Raw genomic sequence first — 25,816 nt, forward strand, 5'->3', positions numbered from 1 at the left:
GTTAAACAGGCTTCACCTGACGGCGAGTTGTGTCATCAAGACCACCTTCAATCGCCCACTCTGTGAAAAGCTCTAGACGGTGTTCTTCTACACGTGGCTGCCATTCTTCTGTCAAATAATCATCGTTGGTGTAATATTCAAATGCACCACCCAATGGTGAGTTGACGTACCAGAAATAAGCAGAAGAAATTGGGTGACGTCCCGGCCCAATAAAGGTTGACCATTCCGAACGATTCATATTTAAACCGCCCCCAATCACCTCGTGAATATCACGTACTACAAAAGCAACGTGATTTAAGCCAGCAGGTTTATTTGGAACACTCAGCAAGAATAAATCATGGTGATAACCTTTACCGCGGCAACGTAAGAATGCACCACGATTTTTGTAGGCATCAGACAAATGAAAGCCTACTTTTTCAATATAGAAATTTTCCGTTGCTACTAAATCTGGTGTGAAGAACACGACATGTCCAATCGCAACAGGTTGACCTTTTTCATAGACAGGACTTGCTGCATTCACACGTTGAATATTGCCGTATTGGTTAATGCCTTCCGTTTTGAGTTCAGACACATCTTTAACAAAACTTTGTTCAAAACGAATGGTCATGCCATTTGGGTCAAGACACTGCACCGTATTTTCAGTACGTTTAAAACCTTCTACATCGGCCAAACGTACTGCTAAGTCTTCTAGGTCTTGTGTGCTTTCAACACCCCACGTGACTTCACGTAAAGTTGAACCTTGCTCAATGGCAACTGGCAAACGTGCATCATCACAATTAAATAGATAAATCTTGCTGCCATTTTGGGTTTGGTATAAATCTGTGCCTTCAATATCCGAAACACTTTGGCTTAAACCAAAATCTGCCAAAAACTTGTTTGAAGCGGCTCTATCTTCAACTCCAAACTTTAAAATCTCGATCCCTGTAATCATTTGACTACTCCTTAGTTAAAGACAAAACCGCCATTGACCGGAATATTTTGACCTGTCACAAAAGAGGACAAATCCGACAGTAGATACAATGCTGTTCCATTTAAATCTTGTGGAAGTTGCTGACGTTGAATCGCTCTTCCGTTGACATATAAATCGTGACGTTCTTGAGGCACATACTCGGTTGCTTCAACCAGAGTAAGGCCCGGTGACAATGTGTTGACACAGATATTGGACTGCCCCAACTCTCTTGCCATGGAACGCGTCATGGCAACAATTGCACCTTTACTTGCCACATAAGCCATCAGGTTCGGTGCACCCCAAAGTGCTGTATCGGAAGCAACATTAATGATCTTGCCGGCAGCCGATTGCTTTAAATGGGGAACGCATGCCTTACTGATTAGCCATGTGCCTTTCACATTAATATTCATGACCCGATCCCATAGTTCAGGATCGTAATCAATCATATTCTTTCCTCCGACATTGGTTGCCAGTGCCGCGCAGTTCACAAGGCCATCTAGTCCTTGTAATACTTCAACGCTTTTTGCAACCGCACTTTCAATAGAGTCTGCATTGGCAAGGTCAACACTGACCGCATGAACGTTTAGCCCTTGTTTCTGTAAAGCTTGTGCTTCTTGTTGTACTAGGTTAGATAAAATATCTGCCATCACAACTTCAGCACCCGCCTCAGCAATGGCTTGAGCGAAATCTCGGCCTAAACCACGTGCAGCACCCGTCACTAAAACTTTTTTGCCTTGCAACAACGCTATATTAGCCATGAGCTTCTTCCTGCATCTCGATACGGTTTGATGCATTGAGTGCAGCAATTTTCTTTAATTGCTTTTCAGCTTCTTTTTTCATTAAACGGCGTAAACGTGCAAGACCAACATCGTGTTGATAGAGGAACTCTTTTTCACGCGCATTTGGTGCAAGGTTTTCTAAAATAATTCGGTCTTGTTCCAATACATCCCAATGCAACTGCTCTAAATGATTGCGATATAAGAAACGCCATACATTACGTTGCCAGCCACTTACCTTACGGCAGCGCCAGAAAAATACACGAGTATTATTAGCATCAATTGGCGTTGCATAACCCACAATCCAAAATTCACCACCTGGGCCAAATTGTTTGCGGTAAGGAATTGAAAGACGTAACCAACTTGCACCGGTCGAACCATATTCGACCCAGTCAAAGTTCACACCTGTTTGACCTTCTTTTTCAAAAACAAAGCCGTTATCGGTGGTACGGTGCTTCATCTCGGCGGTACGATCACCATCAGCCATCGAGTGCGATGTCGCATGTAAATAACTACCATGCATTGGATCCATCACGTTATCAATTGCATACTGATGGTTTACTTTCCAGTCTGCTTGGCAAAGGAATGCACTCCACTCTTCGCTTGCAAGTTGCTCTGGAAACTCAAGCGGCGCTGGTTCTTCATTTGCATCGATACCAAACCAAATGAAGATTGCGCCATGTTGCTCAATTACTGGGTAGTTCTTTAGACATTTAGTTCCGGTCATTGGACATTCATGAACAGCTGGCACATCAGCAACTACACCATCAGCACGAACTTCAACACCGTGATACCAGCAAGCAACTCGGTCGCCCAAGTTCCAGCCAAGTGAAAGACGAGCACCGCGGTGTGGACAGCGATCTTCAAGTGCATGAACCTGACCTTCGGCATCACGCCAAACCACAATATTTTCGCCTAAACGAGTAATTCCGACTGGATTAGCAGCGACTTCCCAACTTGCTAAAACTGGATGCCATTGATCACGTAAACCAAGTTCTAAATATTCTTCAGCACTTTGTGAAGCTGATACGATTGCGTTCATTTTATTCTTCCCTGACTCAATAACCTAAACGTTGCATTTCTTCTGTAAAACTTGCAGAAGTCCATTCATCACCAGATTCACAGCGGAAACCCTGTTGATTAAGTGCAGAAACAACGTCATCTAACTCTGTTGCGCCCGCAGAAAATGCCTGAATCAAGTTCTTTACAAAATCTTGTTCGTAGAGGGTTGGTTCTTTATAACGTGTTTGCCAAACCAACAATTCAGATTGACCTGGAACTTGAATATTGTTGATGCCTGCTTCAGTTGCTGGCGTTGCATGAATCCAGCTTGCCAACTTTTCATTAAATGTCTTCATTGTTCTGCTTCCTTGTACATGAGAGGACTAGAGTTGAATTTGAATATCCTGTCCTTCAACACGAACTGGGTAAGTACATAGGTTTCTACACCCGGGTCCACTTTTTAGCTCACCTGTCTGAATGTCAAAAATTGCTTCGTGCAATGGACATTCCACAGTGTGATCTTCGATAAATCCTTCAGTTAATAAGGCATATGCATGAGGGCAAACATTTTCGATAGCAAAGTAATTTTCATCGACGAAAAATACGCCTATTTTCTTTCCTTCAATTTCGATGGCTTTCGGCTCATCTTCGCTAACGTCACCCTGCTGACAAATTGAGATCCAACTCATACCTTGCGTCCTCATTTTGTTTTACATACAAAACATAATTTGATTTTCAAAACATGAGCTAAGCATAATCTCCTTGATCATTTTTTGTCAAAGTAAAAATAAACATAAAATTCATATATTTGATTAATTTTAAATATTTTGTTACGTTTCAAACAAGAAACAAAGTTTTAAATATAAAAATTGTTTTATGCATTTTTAACAATTACAATAGTTATAAAATAAAGCAGCATGCCCCAAATTGAATCATGTTTTATTTATAGGAAAATGACACGAATGAGCATAGCAATTGAAGAAGATTCGCAAGAATCAGAAACAACAAAAAATGATGATCGTTATTTAGTACCCGGACTTGTACGGGGGTTAGCTATCTTGCAAGCATTTAACCAACAAGCGCAAGAAATGACCATTACAGAAATTGCTGAAATTTTAGAAGTGAACCGTTCTAGTGCATTTCGTCTGATTTATACACTCGAATCTTGTGGCTATTTAAGAAAAGCATCTCAAAAAACTTATGCTCTCGATTCTAAAGTCATGGAGCTTGGTTTTAACAGTTTATCTAAACTTTCATTACTCGATTTATCGACACCATTAATGAAAGAATTACGTGACCAAACCAAACTTGCGGTACACCTTTCAATTTTAGAAGGTACTCATATTGTCTTTGTAAATAACATTCAGTCGATGGGAACCTTCACGAGCAACATTAGCTTAGGAACTCGCTGGCCTGCTCATGCAACCGTCATTGGTCAAATGCTATTGTCTGATTTACCTGAAACTGAAGTACGTCAGCGTTATCGTAACTTTGATGATTGGGATAGTTTTTCTGAACTGACTCCAACCAATTTAAAAAACCTATTACAAAGATTAGTCTATGTAAAAACCCAAAAAACCATGGTGAGCTGGGGTCATTACAATCATGATATGGCAGCCTGTGCGGCACCTATTTTTAAACAGTCAAACGGGAAAATGGTTGCTGTTATCTCTGTGAGTTGTCCAATTACCACTTACGATGAAAGAACATTTAAAGAAGATATCGCAAGCCTCGTTGTTGAAACAGCAAATAAGATTTCCAAATTTATTTATTAAAAAAAGCGACGTTAAGTCGCTTTTTTTTGTGATTTTATTTCTTAAATTAAAAATTACGCTTAAATACGTTCCCATTCATATCTTGAAAAATCAGTGCCGAAAGGCTTTCTTTAATATCAAATTTTAAATACTGCTGTTTAAATTGAACAACCGCATAAAACTCTTCAGCGCCATCATCTAAACCAGTAGCACAAACCTGGCTGCCTTGTGGGAAATCTTTGAGCCATTCAGCCTTATAGAAATCTGACACTGAACTAAATTCACAATACTGTTTTGGCTCCGCCATTATTTTTGCAGCAATCAGATCAAACTGTTGTTGTTTATAAACATCTAAGCTCAACAACATGTTCACTCTCCAAATTAAAGCTGGTTAGAGGCTAAAAGCTGTTTCTTTTTAACTTTTTCCCATTGATACCAGCCATAAGCTGCCATCAAAACAAATGCTGCATATAATGCGGCTGTTAAAAATAAATCTTTATAGATAAACATGCCCACATAAATAATATCGACAAATACCCAAAGTACCCATGTCGCAATATGCTTTCGGCTGGTCCAATACGTTGCAAGTAAACTAAAGGCTGCAAGCTGTGAGTCGAGCATCGGTACTGCAGCATCAGTAAAGTTTTTAAGAATTAAACCAAACAGTAAGCCACCTACCGCAGCAATAATCATTTGAAAAATTGCAACTTTAGGAGCTATCGGTTCTATACGAATGTCATGATCTTGCTGCTTTCCTTTGAACCAATAGTAAAAGCCATAAAAATTTACGACCATAAAAAAGAACTGCAAAATTGTTTCGCCATACAGCTTAAATTCGTAAAACAAATAGGCATATAAAACAAAGGCAAAGAAATTAAACAGCCAACACCACATATTACGGATGACGGTTAATCCAACTCCAATGAGGCTAATCAAGACCGCAAATATTTCTAGAGGTGACATAGGAACAGCTGCTTATGGAGTTTAATTTGACGAGGTATTATGAGAAAAATATGCGACTAAGCAAACAACTAATTTAACGTATTCAAAAAAATCTATATTCCATGCTTGAATCTAATTTGTACTTTTCTATTTATATGTTATAAAAATATCATCTATATTTTCAATATATTTATCATGTTTTTATCTAAAGCCCATTCTTGTCTAGCGCGTCAATTCTACGCCTCAGAGATTAAGTTCTGTGTGGTCAATTGGCGACGTCCTTATTTTAGACAAATTGGCGCTTTGAATAAAAAAATCAAGAAGTTACTTACTTAATATATTCTCTGATTTTTCTTAAGAAGCCGCCATAAAAACGCGGCTTTTTTTATGTCCGTTCACCCTAGAAAACAACACTTTATGGAGCTTTATATGAAACCGTTATTTGAACAACAGAGTACATCCAGCCCACAGATTCAGCCGGCTGTAGCATTATCCGCATCTTCGACTCGACTCGCTACAGCCGGCCAATTTATTGCTGTCATTGTTATTTGGTCGCTTACCCCTCTTGCAGCCGTCTGGACAGTACAAGAATTTCATTGGGCGTGGGGGTTATTTATTCGTTTTAGTTTAGCGATTCCAATTGCTTTGCTGTGTCTAAGATTTTTTCGTTTAAAGCTCATCTTTAGTAAAAAAGCTATTTTAAGTTATTGCGCTGGCGCCATTGGGTTATTTGGTTCTATGGCCTTTTGCTACATGGGTGCAGATAAAGTCCCCTCCGCTATTATTTCAATTATTTACGGTACCTCTCCCTTAGTATCGGGACTCATTAGCTCTTTTGTTTTAGGGCGTGAGCGTTTTTCATCATGGCAATGGCTTGGACTTGGTATTGCTCTTGTCGGGATGAGCTTTACTTTAGGACTATCTTCATCAGGTTTCCAGCTCAACCGTATCGGTATTATATTAGAGCTGATTGCGATGCTGTTTTATGTATTATCGACTTTTGCAGTAAAATCTGTTGGTGCGCATATTCCGCCAATTACACAAATGACAGGTGCTACTCTTGTTTCATGGGTCGGTTATATATGCCTGTTACCTTTCTTTTGGTCACATCTTCCAACTGAATTTCCAAGTCTAAAAATTTCACTAGCAGTCTTCTATAGTGCTGTCTTTTCTTCTGTACTTGCCATGATTTTTTACTATCAACTCATTAAGGTACTACAGCCAACGACGGTACTACTTATTACAATTATCACCCCTGTTTTAGCGACTTTTTGGGGAACATGGTTTAACCATGAACAACTTAGCTCACATCTTATTTTAGGTTTAACTATGTTGTGTTTAGGGCTATTGATGTATTCACGGCGCTCCGCATAAGCTTATACAACCTGACAAATTTATGCGTCAGGTTGTACTTTCCATCTATTATTTGCAGCATCCTTTTATTTTTACTTACCAAGTCATCAACAAATTATATTTGATCGTTTTTAAATGATTGGTTAAAAGATAATTAAAGACAAATAAAGAGCATGAGAAAATGTCAAATCAAGAAGGAAAAGTCAGCCGTGAAACTCGCGGTCACATCTTTTTAATTGGTCTAGATCGGGCAGCAAAACGCAATGCCTTTGATAGCCACCTTATTAAAGATTTATCCCGTGCACTCACCGAATATGAAAATAACGATGACCTGCGCTGTGCGATTGTTTTTGCTCATGGCGACCATTTTACGGCGGGGTTAGATTTGGTTGAATTACAACCTAAGCTTGCTACAGGTGTTTTTGATTTTAGTGATGAAGAAATTAACCCGTGGGGTACTGTTGGCCGAAAACTGAGTAAACCATTAATTGTGGCTGTGCAAGGTTATTGCTATACGGCGGGTATTGAACTATTTCTTAATGCAGATATTACTATTGCAAGTGAAAATACTCAGTTTGCTCAAATGGAAGTCCAACGTGGCATATTACCTTTTGGTGGAGCAACTGCACGCTTTACTCAAGCAGCAGGTTGGGCCAAGGCCATGCGCTATTTGCTTACAGGTGACCATTTTGATGCAAAAGCAGCTTTGGATATGAACCTGATTACAGAAATATGCCCAGAAGGTACGGAGCTTAAACGTGCAATAGAACTTGCGGAACATATTGCTCAAGCTGCCCCACTTGCTGTGAAGGCCACCCTTGCCTCTGCACGTGAAGCTATTAATGAAGGCTACGAGGTTGCTTTTCATCAATTGCAAAACCATCTGCGACCTTTGCTGACAACAGAAGATGTTCAAGAAGGTGTTTTTGCCATGCTACAAAAGCGTCCACCTGATTTCAAAGGCAAATAAAACCTACTCAAACACTATACTCATGGTTTGAAACTTATCACTTTGTAAGAGTAAGTATGCAAAAAAGAAAGCCCACATGATGTGGGCTTTCTTTTTATTAGTTGGTTTATTCAACTCTAATGATTTTACCAAATTCATTATGGTGAACGACTGTAATTTTTTGGCTACGGCCCTGTTCAATTTCTTGTTCAGGTAAATCAAAATAGCGTGAATAATCATCAGTTTGTTTTGCGTCAAGCGCACTACCAGCGACACGGCGCTCTGGTAGCAAATGGCTCCATAACAATAAGCAAATTGCACATGCAATTAATGCTGTAATGCCATGTTCAATTCCTACACCAAATGCACTAAATAAACGGTGTACCAAATGGGTTTTTTGCAACTCAGCCAATACCCAAATAAATAAAAATGGACGCCACAACAACAACCAACCACCCCACATCATGGCTGTGCTTGTTGTAGAAACATAGCGTTTATGCCATGGTAGTTGGCGGCGTAAATCAATAATCAACGAATTTGTCTTCATTTCTCTCTTTACCTAACGGAGTGCTGTGGTTTTTCCCCAGACATCAATACAACACGATCTTTAAAATCTCATGACTTTTGCATTTCATCTAGCGAATGCCCCGATCTGGGCTCACCCAACGCGCTCGTTTCCCATCTCCACGTCGTAAGACTTTTGGAAATGCTACAATGGTTGCTGAAATAGTGATTAGCCAAAAGACCAATGGATACCAAATCATCCAGAAATAGTTTTTTCCTAGATTTGGTTCATAACGACTATCCATCCATTTGCTTAAAGCAAACTGAATTAGACAGGTTGCTCCCAATAAAATACCGGTACCATACGGTAAAAATGGGGAACTCACAACAGCCAATGCGGGTACAGGTAAAATAAAATGTACCAACCACAACAAAGCCATTGCCAGCATTAAATATGACCATACTAAAGTTAAGCAAAGCTCAAACATTAACGGCCATAAAAAATTCAATTTTGGCTTAGTGAACACATCAATGTTTTTAATTAAAACCTGCGCCCCACCCATTGCCCAACGTAAACGTTGTTTCCACAACCCATTTAAGGTTTCAGGCATTAAAATCCAAACCAAAGCATTCGGTTCAAACTGAATATCCCAACCTGCACGCTGTAACTTCCAAGTAATATCGATATCTTCAGTCAACATATTTGGTGACCAATAATCGACTTGATGAACAGCGCTTTTACGAAAAGCCGTAATTACACCGGATACGGTAAACAAACGACCAAAAGTACGTTGTGCACGTTTGATCATGCCAACAATCGAAGAAAACTCACCAACCTGAATACGGCCTAATAAAGTTGATCGCGTGCGAATACGAGGGTTACCAGTGACCGCTGCAATCGTTGGGTTTTTAAGAAAATGACGAATCATCCACTTTGCTGCATGTGGATCAAGTAAAGCATCACCATCAATACCAATTAAGAATTCGGCATCAGTCATCAGGCTACCTGCCTGTAGACCCATTGCTTTTCCCTGATTTTGCGCGAGATGAACAACACGCAATTTTTCATGTTGTTCTGCTAAACGATCAAGTACTTCACCTGTATTATCTGAGCTACCATCGTTAATCGCAATCACTTCAAAATGAGGATAGTCCAGTTTTAAGGCATGGCTAATGGTTTCCTCTGCATTATCCCCTTCATTAAAACAAGGAACTAATACAGCGACTTTTGGATAACTTTCTAAAGGAGCTGGTTGATCGTAAGGGGGAGCCTTACGTTCTTTCCAATAGAAAATGATCGCACCAATCATCCATAGATATGACATAAACAATGGATAATAAAAAACAAATTTTAAAGCATGCGACCAGATTGCAGCAAAGATTGTCATATTTCAGCCTCGTCTATGGCACAAGACGAGATGATTTTTCAGCAAATGCTTTATGCATCACGTTAACGTCCGGATGATCTTTAATTGGGTCATCTGGATAGTATGCAACATGCATTGCACCTTGCTCATAGAGAGAATGAATTGTCGCAGCCATTTCAGTTGAAGGTACCTTTTCGTTATTACGCCAGTTTGTTGCCTGTAGCTCAAAAACTGTTTTCTTAATGCCATTTGGATACTTTTTAACGCGATCAATCATGTCTTTATAAAATTGATCGGCGTTATCTACTTTTTCCATATAAGGCATTGCCATAATGGCAGTAAAATCATAACGGTTTAATGACTCTTCAAGTGATTGAGAGTACCAATTTTCCGCATATGGTTTTAGAGCTACTTGCGCATATAAATTACGTGCTGTAAGCAGGAACGGTTCATATTGACGTACCTGATCAACAAGCTGCATTGCAAAATCATCTAAATATTTTGTTTTATATGCAGTCCACTTTTGCAAGTCTTGGTCGTTCTCACGGATTTTTGACAAATCTGTTGGTAAGCCTTGTTTTGCATAAGCTTTTAAAGCATCTGGACTTGCATCTTCATAATCAGACAGAGTCACATCATCATGGAATAAAATTCCATTGAAAGACGATGACTTCGCTAAATCTTCATATATTTCACGGATGGTTTGACGTGCTTCAGATGAAAAAGGACTTAAACGGATGTATCCCATATTGAGATGTCCACCCGTTTTATTCTGCTCCGTCACGACCAAATCTTTTGATACAGGATCAGTTTTTGGTAGTTCCCATGCCAATAATGGCATCCAAGCATAAATACGGCTTACAGGGGTGCGCGTTTGAATTTGCCATGCAACACGGTTGAATAAATCAGCACGCATAGGCATATGTCGATTTGGGAAGTATACCATATCGGCAGAACCATTAGCATCTGCATCTGCGAAAGCCTGTAAATAAACTGTATTTACACCCATCGCATTAATTCGGTCGAGTAAATTACCTAAATTACGTTCTTGCTGCTGCGGGTCAGGATCATAAATATAGTCGAGATCAACATGCATGATTTTTTGCGGACGATTATTATCCGTTAAGTTTAACTCGCGATTCTTAATCTCTTGAGCCAAATCATTGGTACTCATTCCACCCTCTACCAAAATACGACTCATATTTTGCAGAGACTGTTTTGCATGATCTGCCCCATCATCAAGTGTAATGGTCACAGGCATGCCTAATTTTTTTGCAATTTGTACAGTTTGCATATTATAGCGACCATATGGCCACACCATAATACGTGGCGAACGTAAACCATGTGCTTTTAATAAGTCATTATTCTTTTTCAGGTCATTATAAATTCGGGCCTGATATTGGCTATCATTTTCATACGTTTTTGTTTTTACGTCATAAAAACGAGTTGTTGCCGCAGGCTCAGAGTTCCCTTGTGGGTTGCCCGTAATACCGCGGTGTAAATGATAACTATGGCTTGCGATTTCAACAAAACCGCTATCTTGCATTTCTTTAAGTTCAGGCCAACTTAAAATTTTATCACGTGGAATTTCTTCACCAGAAAAATCAACTTTCTGATTTGATTTTGGCTCTAACCATGAACCAACAACAGCAAGTACTACCGGAATTTTTTTAGCTTTAATGACCGGATAAGCATTTTGATAAAAAGTTTGGTAACCATCATCTACAGTTAATAAAACTGGCTTGGTCGGCAATGCAACTTTACCCTGATGAGCACGAATCAACTGGTCTACAGTAATAAAATGGAAACCATTTTTTTGCAGCCAATCAACGTGATCTGTAAATTGTTGAGTAGTAACCGCATATTGAGGAATTAATGCATTTTTACTATCGGTAATTTCATGATATCCAATGACTGTAAGTGTTGAAGCATCTAGTTTAGGAGGGTTAGCCAAGGCCATGCCTGACAAGCCTGCTAAAGCTAAGCCAAGCGTTAGGTTCAACAAAGGAGATGCAAAGCGGGTAATCATGAAATAGCGTCTCAATAGCAATATAGATTATTTATGTGAAATTTAAACTTAAGAACTAAACTTTATATCTATATTAGCTCTTAGGTTCAGCCTGCCCAAAAAGAACAGTTTTCAGTTCACCTTTATAATCAAATAAACTGAAAATAATCTTAAATATTCAAAAAGCTAAAATATAAATTACTAATGTATATATATTTAAAGCTTATATATGAAATCAAAATCTAAAGAATTTGATTTCATTCATCACGGGTTTTCACGTCAAACAATGTGATTTCAAAAATCAAATTTGAGTTTGCCGGAATAATTTTACCCATTTTGCGTTCGCCATAAGCCAAATGCGCAGGGACAATAAGTTTACGTTTTCCGCCAACTTTCATTCCTATGATGCCTTGGTCCCAGCCCTTAATGACACGACCAGTACCAATCACACACTCAAAATAATTTCCGCGGTCAATTGAAGAGTCGAATTGAGTACCATCTTCTAACCAACCTGTGTAGTGAGTGGTAATTAAGGCACCTTTAACCGCTTCTTTACCTTCGCCTACTTTTAAATCGATAATTTCTAATTCACTGATCATAACATTTCCATCTAATTTAATTTCACAGCTCAGACTCAATCTTTAGTCTAGCAAGTGAAGTTGTAAAATTTGTTGCGCTTTTCTATTTTACTGTAACTGCGTCCACACGACATTTGCTTGTCCCTTGTCACCAAGCAAAGTCCACTCAGTGTCCATGACATTTAACTGTAGCTGCATGGTACGTTCACAAAGCTGTTCTAGCTCAGCTGTACTTTGAGGGGCAATTTGCCAAACCTCAACGTTACTTAATGTTTTAATTTTACTATTTCTCTTCCACCAGTCTTCGACTTGTGTGCCATAAACAACAATCGCAACTTTTTTACAACGTGCGCTGGCTTTTTTGACTTTATCTTCCGATGGTAAACCCACTTCAATCCATGCTTCTAACTGACCTGTTAAATCTTTTTGCCATAATGCTGGTTCATCAGTTTCAAAAAGGTCTTTAGTAAACTCAAGCTCATCACTTGCAAAACGGGCAAAGGCCATCAAACGAACCATTAAACGTTCTAAAGTTTCCGAAGGATGCAAGGCAAGCGTCAGTTGGTAATCACCATAAATATGGTCATCCATATTGGCAATATTCAAGTCTGCCTTATAAATTGTTGCTTTAAGCGCCATGATTAATATGTTCCAAAATTTGGCGCTAAGGATACTCGATTTTAGGTAAAAATTTATAAAAAAACTGAGTAATGCAAAACATAGCGATGGGAAATTTGCATATTCTTCCAAAACGCTCTGCTTACTTTAGAGTTGGCCGGCTTTTTGCTTGAAAGAGAAATATTCTCCTCTTGCTAAAATTGATGACTTATGTGGCAAAAGCTTAAACGTAGTTTATTTTTACAGGTTCTTTGTGCTCTCTTTCTAGGAGTTGCAGTTGGGGCTGGTTTTCATGATTTCTCCCTATCTTTAAAGCCTTTAGGTGATGGTTTTATTTCTTTGATTAAAATGCTGATTGCACCAATTGTGTTTTGTGTGGTCGTGCTCGGTATTTATGGTGCAAATGACATCAAAAAAATGGGCAAAGTCGGTGCAAAAACCATTCTCTATTTTGAAGTGGTCACCAGTATTGCTTTAGTTTTAGGCATTATTGTGGCCTATGTATTTAAACCGGGCGTCGGCATGAATATCGATATTAGCCATTTAGATGCAAAAGATTTAAGCACCTATACCGAACGCGCCCATGAAATGCATACAGGTTCGGAATTTCTACTCAATATTATTCCGAAAACATTCACTGCCGCTTTTGCAAACGGCGATATTTTACAAGTTTTACTCATCGCTATTTTATTTGGTGTATCACTCCTTTTAATTCCTAAACATTTGGCAGAGTTAGTACGTCAAGCGCTTGAAGCTTTTTCAGAAGTCTTCTTTAAAATTATGGGTCTGATTATTTGTTTAGCACCTATTGGTGTGTTCGGATCAGTGGCCTATACCACTGCCAAATTTGGTTTAGATTCACTTCTACAATTGGGCTATTTGGTTCTACTGTTTTATGCGACCTGCATCTTATTTGTTGTGGTTGTTTTAGGTTCAATTTTAAAACTTACCGGTCTCAACATCTTCAAATTTGTGGCTTATTTTAAAGATGAGTTAGCGATTGTTTTAGGTACAGCATCTTCTGACTCTGTTTTACCTCAAATTATGAAAAAACTCAGAAATCTGGGAATTAAGGATTCAACGGTAGGTCTGGTCATTCCTACGGGTTACTCTTTTAACTTAGATGGGTTTTCAATTTACTTAACTTTAGGGGTAATTTTTATTGCACAAGCCTGCAATATTGATTTATCCACTCATGACCTATTGGCTATTTTGCTGGTTTCACTCATCACATCTAAAGGCGCACACGGTATTCCCGGCTCAGCTTTAGTTATTCTTGCAGCAACACTGTCAGTTATTCCAAGCCTTCCTGCAATTGGTCTAGTGCTTCTACTTTCAGTCGATTGGTTCATTGGCATTATTCGTGCCTGTACCAACCTAATTGGTAACTGTGTTGCTGCTGTAGTGATTGCACACTGGGAAAAAGATATTGATCATGCTCAAGCCAAAGCAGTATTAGATACAAAACCTTAAAATCCGTTTTAGAGAACATTGAATAATCTTTTGCTCAATGTTCTCTATTCTTTAAGCTGGCAAGCGAGTAACGCTATTTCAAAAGCCAACCAATCGTGATGATGTTCGCTAATGATTTCAATACGGTTATCAATACCCTCTTCACCAGACTTATAATTAAACTGATCAGGATTAAAGTTGAAAACTTTCCAACCTTGATCTGTATTAAAAATTCCCTTAATTCGCAGCCAGTCTTGCTGCGCACACAATAAATCTAGCAAATTATAAAAATCGAATTTCCAGCGTTTAGGTAATTTCCAGCCTGCCACAATATAACCCTGTGCCGACTCGACATAATGATAAGGTAATTGCTGAATTTCCTTCTTAACCTCGGTTTCAGTCATTTGTTTTTGAAGTTTAAGTAAAGGCTGAATAGAACGCTCGGTTAAACGAGCAGCAATATCAATTTTACTTAAAGCTAACTGACCATGTTCTGTCTTAATCCATTCTTGTTGATAAGGCTGATATTCTTCTTTTAATAACTCAAGCACTTGATCATCTTCAAAAGTCATCACATCGGTATGTGACACTACCACAATCTGGGCAGCTTTTAACTGATCTTCATAAAGGTTTTGCTTGACCCAATTTGTATTATGTAAACGGCTACCATCAATTACGGTAACTAAAGCACGCATGGCTAAACTACTTTGCCAATGCGGCTCCGTCAGTTGGTCAAATAACTGAGAAGGATGCCCAAGTCCAGTCGGTTCAATAAATAGTCGGTCTGGCTTCTGTTCACTTAATAGACGAGCTAAAGCAATATGCATAGGCAATTGACTACTACAACACAAGCAACCACCTAATAATTCTTTTACTGCATATCCCTGATCTTGAGGTAAGAGTTGTTGGTCTACTCCAATTTGCCCAAACTCATTCATTAATACAGCCCAAACCTCATCTTTAGGCTTCTGACTTAATAAATGCTGTAATAATGTGGTTTTGCCTGCCCCTAAAAAACCGGAAATAATATGGGTAAGAACAATTTTTTGGGCAATGAATTTCACGAGTCACTCAAATTGGAACGGTCTAAAACATTTTAGGTATATCAGTCTTTTTTGTCATGTAAATGATTTTTTTAACTTGGCCGATGTTTTTTTAATTTTTACTTAACAAACCATAAATGAGATTTAAATCTCATTTACAATCTGATTTAACATTTGATGTTCGATAATCAAACGGAATATTCTATTTATACACATTCACAATTCATGCCAGAGTGTTAAGTTTACGTAACGTGATTGGTTTCTTTTTACTCAATAAGAAATATTTTTTCACATTTCAAGGTGTATTTAAGGCCCTTAATTTTACAGATTCCGCACATAAATGGCCCGTATATTTCATATTGTTAAGATGGGCGTAATAGATTGTTAAGTTAATTGATGTAATACTAAGCTCGGCTTAGCATGTGTCCTAGCTTAGTCATTCAGCCATACATATTCCACGTAGGTTTAAATGATTAGGTTTGATTTATTTTTTTAATGAATTTAAGGATGCCATAACATGAAATTAGCTAAAACTTTACTCGCTACTACTCTAGCTTTAACTGCTGCTTCAACTTTTGCTGCTTCTAAACATGATAAAGTTCATGCCCCTGAAGAGAAAGTTGTTGTTTCAACTCAAGAACAAGCAAACACTGCAAATGCTGCATCTGAAGCGGTAGGTTCTGCTTCTGAAGCTGCTCCTGCAACTCGTTAATTCTCTCAGCACTTTCCTCCTAGCTCAGAGATAATTTTACTGAAATGAAAAATGGACGCTGAATTTCAGTAAAGAAGAAAAGGATCGAACCATGCTGCGGTTCGATCCTTTTTTTAAGAAGATTTTTTATACATGCTACAAGATGGGTTGTGATTTTCTTGTAGACGTAAAACCTTACGGTGCTCGGCTGCTTCAAAGCGGCAACGTTTCCACTCAGTATTAAGATTTAATTGAGGCACTTCACACGGCTTACTCTGCTCATCAACAGCAACCATGGTGAAATAGCAGCTATTGGTATGGCGCACTGTACGCTTCTGGATATTTTGGGCTTCAACACGTATTCCTACTTCCATTGAAGTACGGCCTACATGGTTAACACTTGCCAAGAAAGTTACCAGCTCACCTACATAAATAGGTTCTTTAAAATTCACCTTATCTACAGATAAAGTCACCACGTAGCCACCCGAATAACGACTTGCGCAAGCGTAAGCGACTTGGTCTAGTAGTTTTAGAATCGTACCACCATGAACATTACCTGAAAAATTTGCCATATCAGGCGTCATCAAAACTGACATCGTCAATTCAGACTGATCATCAGTTGCTGTGGTTATTTCATCTAATGTAGGCATAGCTCAACTCTGTGTCTTAAAACAAGCTCAGTCAACATTATGGTTGATAATTCACAAAAAAAACATGTTTAAATCCACAACATGGCATTGTATTTTTTAATATCATTGATTGTTTTTTAAAATTTAATTTTTTAAGGCATTATTTTTAAAGTTCTTTTTTTAAAGCTTTTTTATTTATCTTAGAATATTTTAGAACATGCTATGCCATTTAATTCCATGCTTAATGGCATAGCAGGGTCTTAGGGGCACTCGCTATACTTTAGTAATAACGCCTGTCACACCATTAATAATCATATCAATGGCGATCGTACCGATTAATAAAGCAGATAAGCGCCCGACAATATCAAAGTAGCGGTCAATATGTTTGGCATGTTTATAACGTAAATGATCATGTGAAAATTTCATCAAAATCAGAATACTACAGGTTAAAAACAGCGTGAAGCCAATCACTAGCGCTGCCTCACCAATTGACATTTCAATTCCTGTAACCACAGCAGCACTAATAGTTCCCGGACCAATCATAAACGGCATGGCAATGGTGCCAGCCAGATGTTCTGGCGCTCCACGCATTTCACCAATCGTATCGGCACCCTGAAAGACATAGCGATAACCAATGACCAAAAAGATAAGGCCTCCAAAAATCTGGAAGGCTTCAAAACGTACATTCAGATATTTACTAAAAATTGCTTCGCCGCCCCATGCAAATAGCATGAACACGATAAAAGCAATCAAGCTTCCCTGAATCAGTGCTTTATTAAACACCTTTGTTTCTGAATGGCGGATCAGGCCAATCATATAAATGCTCATTAAAAATGGATTGAGCAAAGAGAAAAATAAAGCAAAAGAATGTAGATAAGGAGAAGCCATGCATTGTCCTCTTAAGCTTGTGGATCTGGGAACAACGGACGATTCCCTGGGCTAATACGATTAATATGTAAGAACGTCATATGTCTTTCATATTTATCTAAAATGTCATTAATCACCTGTTCTTTACCGTAACCAACCAAGTCATTATCTTGAGAACCGTCATAAAGATAGGTTTCAAGTCGGTAATAGAACTGTTTACCCCGTTTCACACGCTGGCTAAAGTTAGGCGCGCTATAACGTACAGGCCAGATCTGATAAACAAAGTTTTGTTCTTCTTCCAAATGAATAGTGAAATCCAGATGGTAAAGCGTTTCTTCATCTTCCAGAGGTGTTTGCTGTACATCCACATTCATGCCCTGCTTAATAAGCTCACCAGCAACAGCCTGAACAGCTGGTAGACAAACTGTATCTAGCATGCGTTGGGTTTCAGTGGTTCCCGGATGATGCATGACTCGAGTTAAACGCTGTTTCCAGTTCAGAATATCAACGTTCCCTACTACTGGAGCTGCATTCATACTTCGACTGGCTTGTCGGTAATCTTCAAGCCTTAGCGATTTATAAAGTCCGGCCATCACAAGGAACATCACGAAGCTAAACGGCAAGCCCATAATGATGGTTGCGTTTTGCAAAGCGGTAATTCCGTTACTCATGAGCATGGCGAGCGTTAATAAACCAATTGCAACTGCCCAAAATACGCTTAACCAACGCGGCGCATCATTATCGATATTAGTAAGTTTAGTCGTGAAGTTACCTAAAACTAGCGCTCCCGAATCGGCAGAAGTCACGTAGAACAAAAGCCCTGTTACGGTGGCAATCGAAGCAATAAAGGTAAAGCCCGGATATTGCGCTAATAGGTCATAAAAACCATGAGCAGGATTTGCTAACACAGTGGCTGCCAAGGTCTGGTTACCTTCAAAAATAACGCTGTGTAATGCACTATTACCAAAAATAGATAACCATGTGAGTGTAAATAGAAGCGGAATAATTAAGGTGCCGCACACAAACTCACGAATGGTACGCCCTCTTGAAATACGTGCCAGAAAGAGCCCCACAAATGGAGACCAAGCAATCCACCACGCCCAGAAGAAGAAAGTCCAACTACTCATCCACTCTTTAGGCTGTTCAAAAGCAAAACTTTGTAATGCTAAAGCTGGGAACCGAGTTAAATAGTCGCCAATATTTTGAACAAGGGCATTGAGTAAAAACTCAGTATTTCCTAAAAATAAAATAAACAGCAATAACCCGACCGAAACATAAATATTGATTTCAGATAAAATCCGTAGGCCTTTATTGACCCCTGATGTCACCGAAATAATACTAATACCGACCGCGACAGCAATCAGGATAAATTGCATCCAGATATTTTCTGGTAACCCCAATAACACATGTAGGCCATAATTCAGCTGTACTACTCCAATCCCGCAGGTCGTTGCAATACCAAAAATTGTCCCAATGACGGCAGCCGTATCAACACTATGCCCGATTGCCCCATTAATTCTGTTCCCGAAAATTGGGTAAAGTGCAGAACGAATGGTGAGCGGCAAGTTATAACGATAGCTAAAGTATCCCAATGACATACCAATCAAGGCATACATACACCAACCCGTTAAACCATAGTGAAACAGTGTCCAGACCATACTTTGGCGCGCGGCTTCGTAAGTTTGACCAGCTCCGACTGGAGGTTGCATATAATGAGATAATGGTTCAGCGACCGAGAAGAACATCAGGTCAATACCGATACCAGCCGAAAACAGCATCGCAGACCAGCTGAGTACACTAAACTCAGGCTTTGAATGCTTTGGTCCTAACTTAATATTGCCGTATCTTGAACAGGCAATAAAAATCACGAAAACCATATATAGCGTTGCAGCAAGCAAATAATACCAACCAAAGGTTGAGGTTACCCACTGAAGTACGGAGTTCATGACTCTATTTGCAAAATCATTGAACAAAAACGTGACGAGAGAAAAAATTAAAATAAGTACAGCTGAAAAATAAAAAACCACACGGTTGAGCGGGTCTTTTTTAGATTTAGATAATGTTAAATCATCAACTGCTCTTGGATTATCTGTTGCCATACAATCCTCAAGGAATAAAATAAAAACAAAATATTTAATTTCGTCTTTTCACTCTTATTTAAAACAATGAAAAGACGACTTTAAACGCAAAAAATAATATATAGATGTGATCAGTTGAGGCTATAAAACCTCAGTCACTTTATTCTGGTCACAATTCGACGGAACCGAAATGTCTTTTGAAACAGCTAACTGTTTTTTCACTAATTGAGGGTCAAAATCATCTTGCTTTAACGCTTTGGCTAAACCAAACATATAGAGCAAAATAATGACTGAAAATGGTAAACCACATAACACCACAGCACTTTGCATGGAGTTAAAACTACCGGCTAAAAGCAAGCCAATACTTACAATGGTAATTACCACAGACCAAAAAACGCGTAACCAGATCGGTGAATCACTATCATTGGTGCCCCCTTTTGAGGACAAATTAGCGATCATTAGTGTACCAGAGCCAACTGGTGTCAAAAATAAAACGAAACAAATTACAACAACAATGCCAGCAACATACGGATTAAACGGTAGATATTCGAGTAACTTAAATAAAGACAATGCCGGATCAGTTAAAACCATATCGCCCAAAACTTTTTGTTTCTGGTTCAAGATAAAATAAATGGCAGTATTTCCAAAAACCGAGATCCAAGCCAGTGTAAAACCGAGTGGAATCAGGCATACACCTAATACAACCTCACGAATCGTACGTCCTTTTGAAATGCGCGCAATAAACATGCCGACAAAAGGCGCCCAAGCAATCCACCAAGCCCAATAAAATACGGTCCACGAACCTAGCCAGCCACTGGCTTTTTGATTGTATAAATACATATCAAAGCTTTTACCAATAAAATTGCTTAGATAATCACCCATATTTTGCACAAGACCATTTAATAAATGATTTGTAGGACCGGTTAAAAATACAAATAAAAGTAAGGCATACAGCAGACGTAAATTAATGCGCGATAACCAAGCCAAACCTTTTTCAATGCCAACCACTGTCGTGATCGTGGCAACACTCATCATGATGAGAACAGCAGCAATTAAGGTCACTGAGTTATTAGGAATTTGCGGAAGTAAATAACAAATACCTGACACCAGCACCAATGCTCCGATTCCCAAGTTGGTAACCAAGGAAATAACCGTCGCTAAAATTCCAAAGCCATCGACGAAATCACCAATTAAACCATGCACTCGCTCGCCAAAAATTGGGTAAAGCGCCGAACGCAAAGCTAATGGTAAGTTTTGTCTGAAAGCAAAATAACCTAAAGTGACTCCGAGCAATGCATAGAGTACCCAGCCATGAATACCCCAATGCAAAAAGCTATAAGTCATCGCATTACGGGCTGCCTGAATGGTTCCTGACTCACCTTCTGGCGGTCTTAAAAAATGGTCAACAGGTTCGGCAACACCATAATAAAGTAGTGCAATACCAATACCTGCCGAAAACAACATTGAAGTCCAAGCCAAATAACTAAACTCAGGTTTATCGTCATCTTTTCCTAAGGGAATCTGCCCTACTTTTGAAAAAGCGAGCCAAGCGACAAAGCCCAGACACAGCACAATAACCAGCATGTAATACCACCCAAAAAAGTGATTTACTTGCTCTTGGATGTAGGTCAACAAAAACTGACTCTGTTCTGGAAACAGCACAAAAAGTAGGCCAAAAATGCCAATACTGATGGCTGAACTCCAAAATACAAAACGATTTAACCGAATATGGTCTGAAGAATATCTATCACTTTTCAACACCATCTTATTGCTCCTTGCAATCGGTGTATTTTTCAAAATAACGTGATAAGTAATGTACTTATGCGCATCATCCTATCCTTAAGAACTTTTGATTTTAGCGCTTTATTCCTCGTGCTAATCTTCAAAAATTCATTGATTTTTACATATCATACTTGTTATTGATTGAACGTTCAATCAATAACAAGTATGATAAAAAAAGTGCTATGATGCTCTGCAAGTTAACATGCTGAATTTAAAGCACCACTAAAAAGTGCTGATGTGGAAAAACATGACAAAACGCAGAGTAAAACCAGAGCACGTGCGACGTGAAGAAATTATGAATGCCGCACTCGACGTAATTTATGAAGTGGGGTTATCCAATACCACCATTGCACAAATTGCAAAAAAAGCCGAGCTGTCGACCGGCATTGTCAGCCATTATTTTGGCGACAAACAAGGGTTGATAAATACCTGTATGCAAGAAATGTTAAATGTTCTGCGTCGTAAAACCGAACAGTACAGAGCAGAAGCAGATTCGCATCCAGAGAGCCAAATTAAGGCCATTATCGACTCGAACTTTGACATTAGTCAGGTCAATGAAAAAGCAATGCGAGTCTGGTTAGACTTTTGGTCTGCAAGCATGCATGTACCAGACTTAAGCCGCTTGCAAAAGATTAATGATCAACGCCTGTACTCTAACTTGAAGTTTTATTTCCTCAAGTTAATGAATGAACAGCAGGCCAGTGTTGCCGCTAGAGGGTTGGCAGCATTGATTGATGGATTATGGTTACGAGGCAGTTTAAGCCGTCACAACGAATTTGACAGCAACCTTGCCCGTTCCATTGCTTACGATTATGTACAAACGCAAGTGCAATTTGCGAACAAGCCTTTGCAGGAGAGACAAAATGAGTGATGCACAAGTTCATCAACTGTATATCCATGGACGCTACGTTAAAGCAACCAGTGGGAAAACATTTAATAGTATTAACCCTGCCAACGGCGAGACAATCGCGACTCTTCAACAAGCTTCTGAACAAGATATTGAAGCTGCTGTAAAAAGTGCCCAACAAGGACAAAAAATCTGGGCTGCCATGACTGCCATGGAGCGTTCACGTATTTTACGTCGTGCTGTCGACATTCTTCGTGAACGTAATGATGAGCTTGCCCGTCTTGAAACACTCGACACAGGTAAAGCTTTTAGCGAAACATCTACAGTCGACATCGTGACTGGCGCAGATGTACTCGAATATTACGCAGGACTTGCAACAGCCCTTCAGGGTGATCAAGTTCCGCTTCGCGAATCAAGTTTCTTTTATACACGCCGTGAACCTTTAGGCGTGGTAGCAGGTATTGGTGCCTGGAACTATCCAATTCAAATCGCTTTATGGAAATCTGCCCCTGCCCTTGCTGCCGGCAATGCCATGATTTTCAAACCAAGTGAAACCACTCCACTCACTGCATTCAAACTTGCAGAAATCTATACAGAAGCTGGCTTACCAGACGGCGTATTTAACGTTGTACAAGGTGCTGGTCGTGAAATCGGTCAGTGGCTTACTGAACATCCTGTGATTGAAAAAATCTCATTCACTGGTGGTGTGGAAACTGGCAAAAAAGTCATGGCAAGCGCTGCTGGCTCTACGCTTAAAGAAGTGACCATGGAACTTGGTGGTAAGTCGCCACTGATTATTTGTGAAGATGCTGACCTTAACCGTGCCGCAGATATTGCAGTCATGGCGAACTTCTTTAGCTCAGGTCAGGTATGTACCAACGGTACGCGTGTATTCGTTCCAAAATCACTTCTAGCCGACTTTGAAAAAGCGGTTGTAGAACGTGTAAAACGTATTCGCATTGGCGACCCAATGGCTGAAGATACAAACTTCGGACCACTCACCAGCTTCCCACACATGGAAAAAGTGTTGTCTTTCATTGAGTCAGGCAAACAACAAGGCGCTAAAGTGTTAATTGGCGGTGGCCGCGCAACAGAAGGCGAACTTGCTAACGGCGCTTATGTACTACCAACTGTATTTAGCGACTGCACTGACCAAATGGCCATTGTTCAAGAAGAAATTTTTGGACCTGTCATGAGCATTTTAAGCTATGAAACCGAAGAAGAAGTCATCCGTCGTGCTAACGACACAACCTTTGGTTTAGCTGCTGGCGTTGTTACTCAAGATATTAGCCGCGCTCATCGCATTATTCACCAGATTGAAGCTGGTATTTGCTGGATTAACACTTGGGGCGAATCGCCTGCCGAGATGCCAGTGGGTGGCTACAAACAATCTGGTGTAGGCCGTGAAAATGGTCTAACCACGCTTGGGCACTATACCCGTATCAAATCTATTCAAGTTGAACTTGGCGATTATCAAAGCATTTTTTAATGCCTCAATTGCTTTAAACACTTCAACCTAAATCACATATGCCGGGCAGTCTTTATAGATTGCTCAGGCAAAATGTTAGTAAAAAAAGGATAGTTATGAATATTAAAGAATATGATTACATTATTATTGGCGCAGGATCTGCCGGAAATGTACTTGCTGCGCGTCTGACTGAAGACAAAGATACCACCGTTTTATTGCTAGAAGCAGGTGGCCCAGATTATCGCTTGGATTTCCGTACACAAATGCCGGCAGCTTTGGCCTACCCTCTTCAAGGTCGTCGCTATAACTGGGCTTATTTAACCGACCCTGAACCACACATGAATAACCGCCGTATGGAATGTGGTCGTGGTAAAGGTTTAGGTGGCTCATCTTTAATTAATGGCATGTGCTATATCCGTGGTAACGCAATGGATTTAGAACAATGGGCAACTCATAAAGGCCTTGAAAACTGGTCTTATGCCGACTGTTTGCCTTACTACAAAAAAGCCGAAACCCGTGACATGGGTGAAAATGACTATCATGGCGGCAATGGTCCTGTATCCGTTGCTACACCTAAAAATGGCAACAACGTGCTATTCCATGCAATGGTTGAAGCTGGTGTACAAGCAGGTTACCCACGTACTGACGACTTAAATGGTTACCAACAAGAAGGCTTTGGTCCAATGGACCGCACGGTTACCCCAAAAGGTCGCCGTTCAAGTACTGCACGTGGCTATTTGGATATGGCAAAAGGTCGTCCAAACCTGACTATTTTGACTCATGCCACGACCAATAAAATCTTGTTTAATCAAAAACAAGCGATTGGTGTCGAATATATTATTGGTGCTGATCAAAACAACGTACAACGTGCCTTAGCTAAACGTGAAGTGTTGCTGTGTGCAGGCGCAATTGCTTCACCACAAATTTTACAGCGCTCTGGTGTGGGTGAAAGTACCTTCTTAAAATCAATGGACATTGATGTCGTTCATGATTTGCCAGGTGTAGGTGAAAACCTGCAAGACCACTTGGAAATGTACCTACAATATAAATGTAAGCAACCCGTTTCTTTATACCCTGCCTTGAAATGGTATAACCAACCTGCGATTGGTGCTGAGTGGTTATTTAATGGTACAGGTATTGGCGCAAGTAACCAGTTTGAAGCAGGCGGATTTATCCGTAGTTCAGATGAGTTCAAATGGCCAAATATTCAGTACCATTTCTTGCCAGTTGCTATTAACTACAACGGTAGTAATGCAGTGAAAGAGCATGGTTTTCAGGCACACGTAGGTTCAATGCGTTCGCCGTCACGTGGCCGTATTAGACTTAAATCAAAAGATCCGTTTGAGCATCCAAGTATCTTGTTTAACTATATGTCGAGTGAACAAGACTGGCGTGAGTTCCGTGATGCGATTCGTATCACTCGAGAAATCATGCAGCAACCTGCACTTGATCCATATCGCGGTGAAGAAATTAGTCCGGGTAAACATTTGCAAACTGATGCAGAGCTTGATGACTTTGTTCGTAACCACGCAGAAACCGCTTATCATCCATCTTGTAGCTGTAAGATGGGCGAAGACGAAATGGCTGTTGTAGATGGTCAAGGCCGCGTACATGGTATGAATGGTTTACGTGTAGTTGATGCCTCAATTATGCCGCTGATTATTACCGGTAACTTAAATGCAACCACCATTATGATTGCCGAGAAAATTGCAGATCAGATTCGTGGACGTGACGCATTACCACGTTCAACTGCACCGTTCTATGTAGCATCATAAAAATCTTAAAGGGCATATTTCTTATGCAGAGATATGCCCTTAATTTAATATTTATAGAGCCAATATTAATAAGAACTATGTATGACAAAAAATAAGCATTTGTAAGGAGCTTATTTACATAAATATGCCATGAAATAAAAATTAATCTATTTTTATAGGCAAATATTCTTCAAATGATTCAACTTTAGTCAAATCAATATTATTGTTTTAATTTCAAATACTTAAATTAAAATAATTAACTTAAACTATCTTATAAAACCTCAATTTGATTAAATATAAATCATATTTATGATATTGATGAAACCTATTTATTATAAAAATTGTCTTGTCAATGCAAAATTAGTCTAAAATATAGAGTGTTTGCGATAATCCCAAGTCATTTTT

The 25,816-nt window shown here is 39.4% G+C and carries 25 protein-coding genes; 8 read left to right on the forward strand and 17 right to left on the reverse strand.

Annotated features, from left to right (window positions below):
• Position 1 precedes the first annotated feature (1 nt).
• The 5 genes from WA249_RS13760 to WA249_RS13780 are packed head-to-tail and all read right to left on the reverse strand — an operon-like array spanning position 2 to position 3,416.
• The gene (locus tag WA249_RS13760) at positions 2–931 is read right to left on the reverse strand and encodes a VOC family protein (protein ID WP_336169481.1); all 930 of its coding nucleotides are present in this window, start codon (positions 929–931) and stop codon (positions 2–4) included.
• Between the two features lie 11 nt (positions 932–942).
• Positions 943–1,707 (reverse strand): SDR family oxidoreductase, encoded by a 765-nt coding sequence (locus WA249_RS13765; RefSeq protein ID WP_336169483.1) that lies wholly within the window; start codon positions 1,705–1,707, stop codon positions 943–945.
• A complete protein-coding gene (locus tag WA249_RS13770; protein ID WP_336169485.1) occupies positions 1,700–2,767 on the reverse strand; it encodes an aromatic ring-hydroxylating dioxygenase subunit alpha in 1,068 nt (355 codons plus the stop codon). The genes WA249_RS13765 and WA249_RS13770 overlap by 8 nt, the downstream gene beginning before the upstream one ends.
• A 16-nt stretch (positions 2,768–2,783) precedes the next feature.
• On the reverse strand, positions 2,784–3,083 hold the full coding sequence (locus WA249_RS13775) for a recombinase-like helix-turn-helix domain-containing protein (protein ID WP_016141937.1): 300 nt from the start codon (positions 3,081–3,083) through the stop codon (positions 2,784–2,786).
• 27 nt (positions 3,084–3,110) lie between these two features.
• A complete protein-coding gene (locus tag WA249_RS13780) occupies positions 3,111–3,416 on the reverse strand; it encodes a non-heme iron oxygenase ferredoxin subunit (RefSeq protein WP_009386591.1) in 306 nt (101 codons plus the stop codon).
• A gap of 273 nt (positions 3,417–3,689) precedes the next feature.
• Between WA249_RS13780 and WA249_RS13785 the strand changes: the two genes are divergently transcribed.
• On the forward strand, positions 3,690–4,502 hold the full coding sequence (locus tag WA249_RS13785; protein ID WP_191899636.1) for an IclR family transcriptional regulator: 813 nt from the start codon (positions 3,690–3,692) through the stop codon (positions 4,500–4,502).
• 46 nt (positions 4,503–4,548) lie between these two features.
• On the opposite strand, the gene WA249_RS13790 is transcribed toward WA249_RS13785, so the two are convergent.
• Both WA249_RS13790 and pnuC read right to left on the reverse strand, forming a co-directional pair.
• On the reverse strand, positions 4,549–4,848 hold the full coding sequence (locus tag WA249_RS13790) for a hypothetical protein (RefSeq protein ID WP_336169488.1): 300 nt from the start codon (positions 4,846–4,848) through the stop codon (positions 4,549–4,551).
• 14 nt (positions 4,849–4,862) lie between these two features.
• On the reverse strand, positions 4,863–5,444 hold the full coding sequence (gene pnuC / locus WA249_RS13795) for a nicotinamide riboside transporter PnuC (RefSeq protein ID WP_336169490.1): 582 nt from the start codon (positions 5,442–5,444) through the stop codon (positions 4,863–4,865).
• A gap of 408 nt (positions 5,445–5,852) precedes the next feature.
• Between pnuC and WA249_RS13800 the strand changes: the two genes are divergently transcribed.
• Both WA249_RS13800 and WA249_RS13805 read left to right on the forward strand, forming a co-directional pair.
• Positions 5,853–6,797, forward strand: a complete 945-nt coding sequence (locus WA249_RS13800; protein WP_336169492.1) for a DMT family transporter — start codon at positions 5,853–5,855, stop codon at positions 6,795–6,797.
• 160 nt (positions 6,798–6,957) lie between these two features.
• Entirely contained in the window at positions 6,958–7,746 is a 789-nt protein-coding gene (locus WA249_RS13805; protein ID WP_336169494.1) for a crotonase/enoyl-CoA hydratase family protein, read from the forward strand.
• A gap of 106 nt (positions 7,747–7,852) precedes the next feature.
• Here WA249_RS13805 and pgaD read toward each other — a convergent pair whose 3' ends face one another.
• The 5 genes from pgaD to WA249_RS13830 form a co-directional block, all read right to left on the reverse strand.
• Positions 7,853–8,272 (reverse strand): poly-beta-1,6-N-acetyl-D-glucosamine biosynthesis protein PgaD, encoded by a 420-nt coding sequence (gene pgaD, locus WA249_RS13810; RefSeq protein WP_336169496.1) that lies wholly within the window; start codon positions 8,270–8,272, stop codon positions 7,853–7,855.
• A gap of 88 nt (positions 8,273–8,360) precedes the next feature.
• Positions 8,361–9,617, reverse strand: a complete 1,257-nt coding sequence (pgaC, locus tag WA249_RS13815; protein ID WP_336169498.1) for a poly-beta-1,6-N-acetyl-D-glucosamine synthase — start codon at positions 9,615–9,617, stop codon at positions 8,361–8,363.
• A gap of 13 nt (positions 9,618–9,630) precedes the next feature.
• A complete protein-coding gene (gene pgaB, locus WA249_RS13820) occupies positions 9,631–11,625 on the reverse strand; it encodes a poly-beta-1,6-N-acetyl-D-glucosamine N-deacetylase PgaB (RefSeq protein WP_336169500.1) in 1,995 nt (664 codons plus the stop codon).
• 236 nt (positions 11,626–11,861) lie between these two features.
• Positions 11,862–12,203 carry an FKBP-type peptidyl-prolyl cis-trans isomerase gene (locus WA249_RS13825; RefSeq protein ID WP_336169502.1) on the reverse strand — a complete coding sequence of 114 codons (342 nt, stop codon included), beginning with the start codon at positions 12,201–12,203 and terminating at the stop codon, positions 11,862–11,864.
• Between the two features lie 87 nt (positions 12,204–12,290).
• Entirely contained in the window at positions 12,291–12,821 is a 531-nt protein-coding gene (locus WA249_RS13830; RefSeq protein WP_336169503.1) for a YaeQ family protein, read from the reverse strand.
• A 189-nt stretch (positions 12,822–13,010) separates the two neighbouring features.
• Between WA249_RS13830 and dctA the strand changes: the two genes are divergently transcribed.
• Complete coding sequence (gene dctA / locus WA249_RS13835; protein ID WP_336169504.1) at positions 13,011–14,273, forward strand: C4-dicarboxylate transporter DctA; 1,263 nt, start codon at positions 13,011–13,013, stop codon at positions 14,271–14,273.
• 44 nt (positions 14,274–14,317) lie between these two features.
• On the opposite strand, the gene WA249_RS13840 is transcribed toward dctA, so the two are convergent.
• Positions 14,318–15,316, reverse strand: coding sequence for a CobW family GTP-binding protein (locus tag WA249_RS13840; protein ID WP_336169505.1), 999 nt, complete (start codon positions 15,314–15,316; stop codon positions 14,318–14,320).
• Positions 15,317–15,812: 496 nt separating this feature from the next.
• Here WA249_RS13840 and WA249_RS13845 point away from each other — a divergent pair, with 496 nt between their 5' ends.
• On the forward strand, positions 15,813–16,007 hold the full coding sequence (locus WA249_RS13845) for a hypothetical protein (RefSeq protein ID WP_336169506.1): 195 nt from the start codon (positions 15,813–15,815) through the stop codon (positions 16,005–16,007).
• Between the two features lie 113 nt (positions 16,008–16,120).
• On the opposite strand, the gene WA249_RS13850 is transcribed toward WA249_RS13845, so the two are convergent.
• From WA249_RS13850 to WA249_RS13865, 4 genes are all read right to left on the reverse strand, one after another.
• Positions 16,121–16,636, reverse strand: coding sequence for an acyl-CoA thioesterase (locus WA249_RS13850; RefSeq protein WP_003653152.1), 516 nt, complete (start codon positions 16,634–16,636; stop codon positions 16,121–16,123).
• A 252-nt stretch (positions 16,637–16,888) separates the two neighbouring features.
• Positions 16,889–17,503 (reverse strand): MarC family protein, encoded by a 615-nt coding sequence (locus WA249_RS13855; RefSeq protein WP_336169507.1) that lies wholly within the window; start codon positions 17,501–17,503, stop codon positions 16,889–16,891.
• Positions 17,504–17,514: 11 nt separating this feature from the next.
• Entirely contained in the window at positions 17,515–19,581 is a 2,067-nt protein-coding gene (locus tag WA249_RS13860; RefSeq protein WP_336169508.1) for a choline transporter, read from the reverse strand.
• A 120-nt stretch (positions 19,582–19,701) separates the two neighbouring features.
• Positions 19,702–21,324, reverse strand: coding sequence for a BCCT family transporter (locus tag WA249_RS13865; protein WP_336169509.1), 1,623 nt, complete (start codon positions 21,322–21,324; stop codon positions 19,702–19,704).
• 265 nt (positions 21,325–21,589) lie between these two features.
• On the opposite strand from WA249_RS13865, the gene betI reads away from it, so the two are divergent.
• The 3 genes from betI (at position 21,590) to betA (ending at position 25,432) form a co-directional block, all read left to right on the forward strand.
• Positions 21,590–22,213 (forward strand): transcriptional regulator BetI, encoded by a 624-nt coding sequence (betI, locus tag WA249_RS13870; RefSeq protein ID WP_005303239.1) that lies wholly within the window; start codon positions 21,590–21,592, stop codon positions 22,211–22,213.
• The gene (betB, locus tag WA249_RS13875; protein WP_336169510.1) at positions 22,206–23,678 is read left to right on the forward strand and encodes a betaine-aldehyde dehydrogenase; all 1,473 of its coding nucleotides are present in this window, start codon (positions 22,206–22,208) and stop codon (positions 23,676–23,678) included. The genes betI and betB overlap by 8 nt, the downstream gene beginning before the upstream one ends.
• 95 nt (positions 23,679–23,773) lie before the next feature.
• Positions 23,774–25,432, forward strand: a complete 1,659-nt coding sequence (gene betA / locus WA249_RS13880; protein ID WP_336169512.1) for a choline dehydrogenase — start codon at positions 23,774–23,776, stop codon at positions 25,430–25,432.
• The last annotated feature ends 384 nt before the right edge of the window (positions 25,433–25,816 follow it).

Origin of the sequence: Acinetobacter sp. 161(2023), from assembly GCF_037027805.1 — a bacterium.
Taxonomy (GTDB): Bacteria; Pseudomonadota; Gammaproteobacteria; order Pseudomonadales; family Moraxellaceae; genus Acinetobacter.

Coding starts and splice junctions, on each gene's coding strand:
- WA249_RS13760 (WP_336169481.1), bottom strand. CDS start 931: ATGATTACAGGGATCGAGATTTTAAAGTTTGGAGTTGAAGATAGAGCC.
- WA249_RS13765 (WP_336169483.1), bottom strand. CDS start 1,707: ATGGCTAATATAGCGTTGTTGCAAGGCAAAAAAGTTTTAGTGACGGGT.
- WA249_RS13770 (WP_336169485.1), bottom strand. CDS start 2,767: ATGAACGCAATCGTATCAGCTTCACAAAGTGCTGAAGAATATTTAGAA.
- WA249_RS13775 (WP_016141937.1), bottom strand. CDS start 3,083: ATGAAGACATTTAATGAAAAGTTGGCAAGCTGGATTCATGCAACGCCA.
- WA249_RS13780 (WP_009386591.1), bottom strand. CDS start 3,416: ATGAGTTGGATCTCAATTTGTCAGCAGGGTGACGTTAGCGAAGATGAG.
- WA249_RS13785 (WP_191899636.1), top strand. CDS start 3,690: ATGAGCATAGCAATTGAAGAAGATTCGCAAGAATCAGAAACAACAAAA.
- WA249_RS13790 (WP_336169488.1), bottom strand. CDS start 4,848: ATGTTGTTGAGCTTAGATGTTTATAAACAACAACAGTTTGATCTGATT.
- pnuC (WP_336169490.1), bottom strand. CDS start 5,444: ATGTCACCTCTAGAAATATTTGCGGTCTTGATTAGCCTCATTGGAGTT.
- WA249_RS13800 (WP_336169492.1), top strand. CDS start 5,853: ATGAAACCGTTATTTGAACAACAGAGTACATCCAGCCCACAGATTCAG.
- WA249_RS13805 (WP_336169494.1), top strand. CDS start 6,958: ATGTCAAATCAAGAAGGAAAAGTCAGCCGTGAAACTCGCGGTCACATC.
- pgaD (WP_336169496.1), bottom strand. CDS start 8,272: ATGAAGACAAATTCGTTGATTATTGATTTACGCCGCCAACTACCATGG.
- pgaC (WP_336169498.1), bottom strand. CDS start 9,617: ATGACAATCTTTGCTGCAATCTGGTCGCATGCTTTAAAATTTGTTTTT.
- pgaB (WP_336169500.1), bottom strand. CDS start 11,625: ATGATTACCCGCTTTGCATCTCCTTTGTTGAACCTAACGCTTGGCTTA.
- WA249_RS13825 (WP_336169502.1), bottom strand. CDS start 12,203: ATGATCAGTGAATTAGAAATTATCGATTTAAAAGTAGGCGAAGGTAAA.
- WA249_RS13830 (WP_336169503.1), bottom strand. CDS start 12,821: ATGGCGCTTAAAGCAACAATTTATAAGGCAGACTTGAATATTGCCAAT.
- dctA (WP_336169504.1), top strand. CDS start 13,011: ATGTGGCAAAAGCTTAAACGTAGTTTATTTTTACAGGTTCTTTGTGCT.
- WA249_RS13845 (WP_336169506.1), top strand. CDS start 15,813: ATGAAATTAGCTAAAACTTTACTCGCTACTACTCTAGCTTTAACTGCT.
- WA249_RS13850 (WP_003653152.1), bottom strand. CDS start 16,636: ATGCCTACATTAGATGAAATAACCACAGCAACTGATGATCAGTCTGAA.
- WA249_RS13855 (WP_336169507.1), bottom strand. CDS start 17,503: ATGGCTTCTCCTTATCTACATTCTTTTGCTTTATTTTTCTCTTTGCTC.
- WA249_RS13860 (WP_336169508.1), bottom strand. CDS start 19,581: ATGGCAACAGATAATCCAAGAGCAGTTGATGATTTAACATTATCTAAA.
- WA249_RS13865 (WP_336169509.1), bottom strand. CDS start 21,324: ATGGTGTTGAAAAGTGATAGATATTCTTCAGACCATATTCGGTTAAAT.
- betI (WP_005303239.1), top strand. CDS start 21,590: ATGACAAAACGCAGAGTAAAACCAGAGCACGTGCGACGTGAAGAAATT.
- betB (WP_336169510.1), top strand. CDS start 22,206: ATGAGTGATGCACAAGTTCATCAACTGTATATCCATGGACGCTACGTT.
- betA (WP_336169512.1), top strand. CDS start 23,774: ATGAATATTAAAGAATATGATTACATTATTATTGGCGCAGGATCTGCC.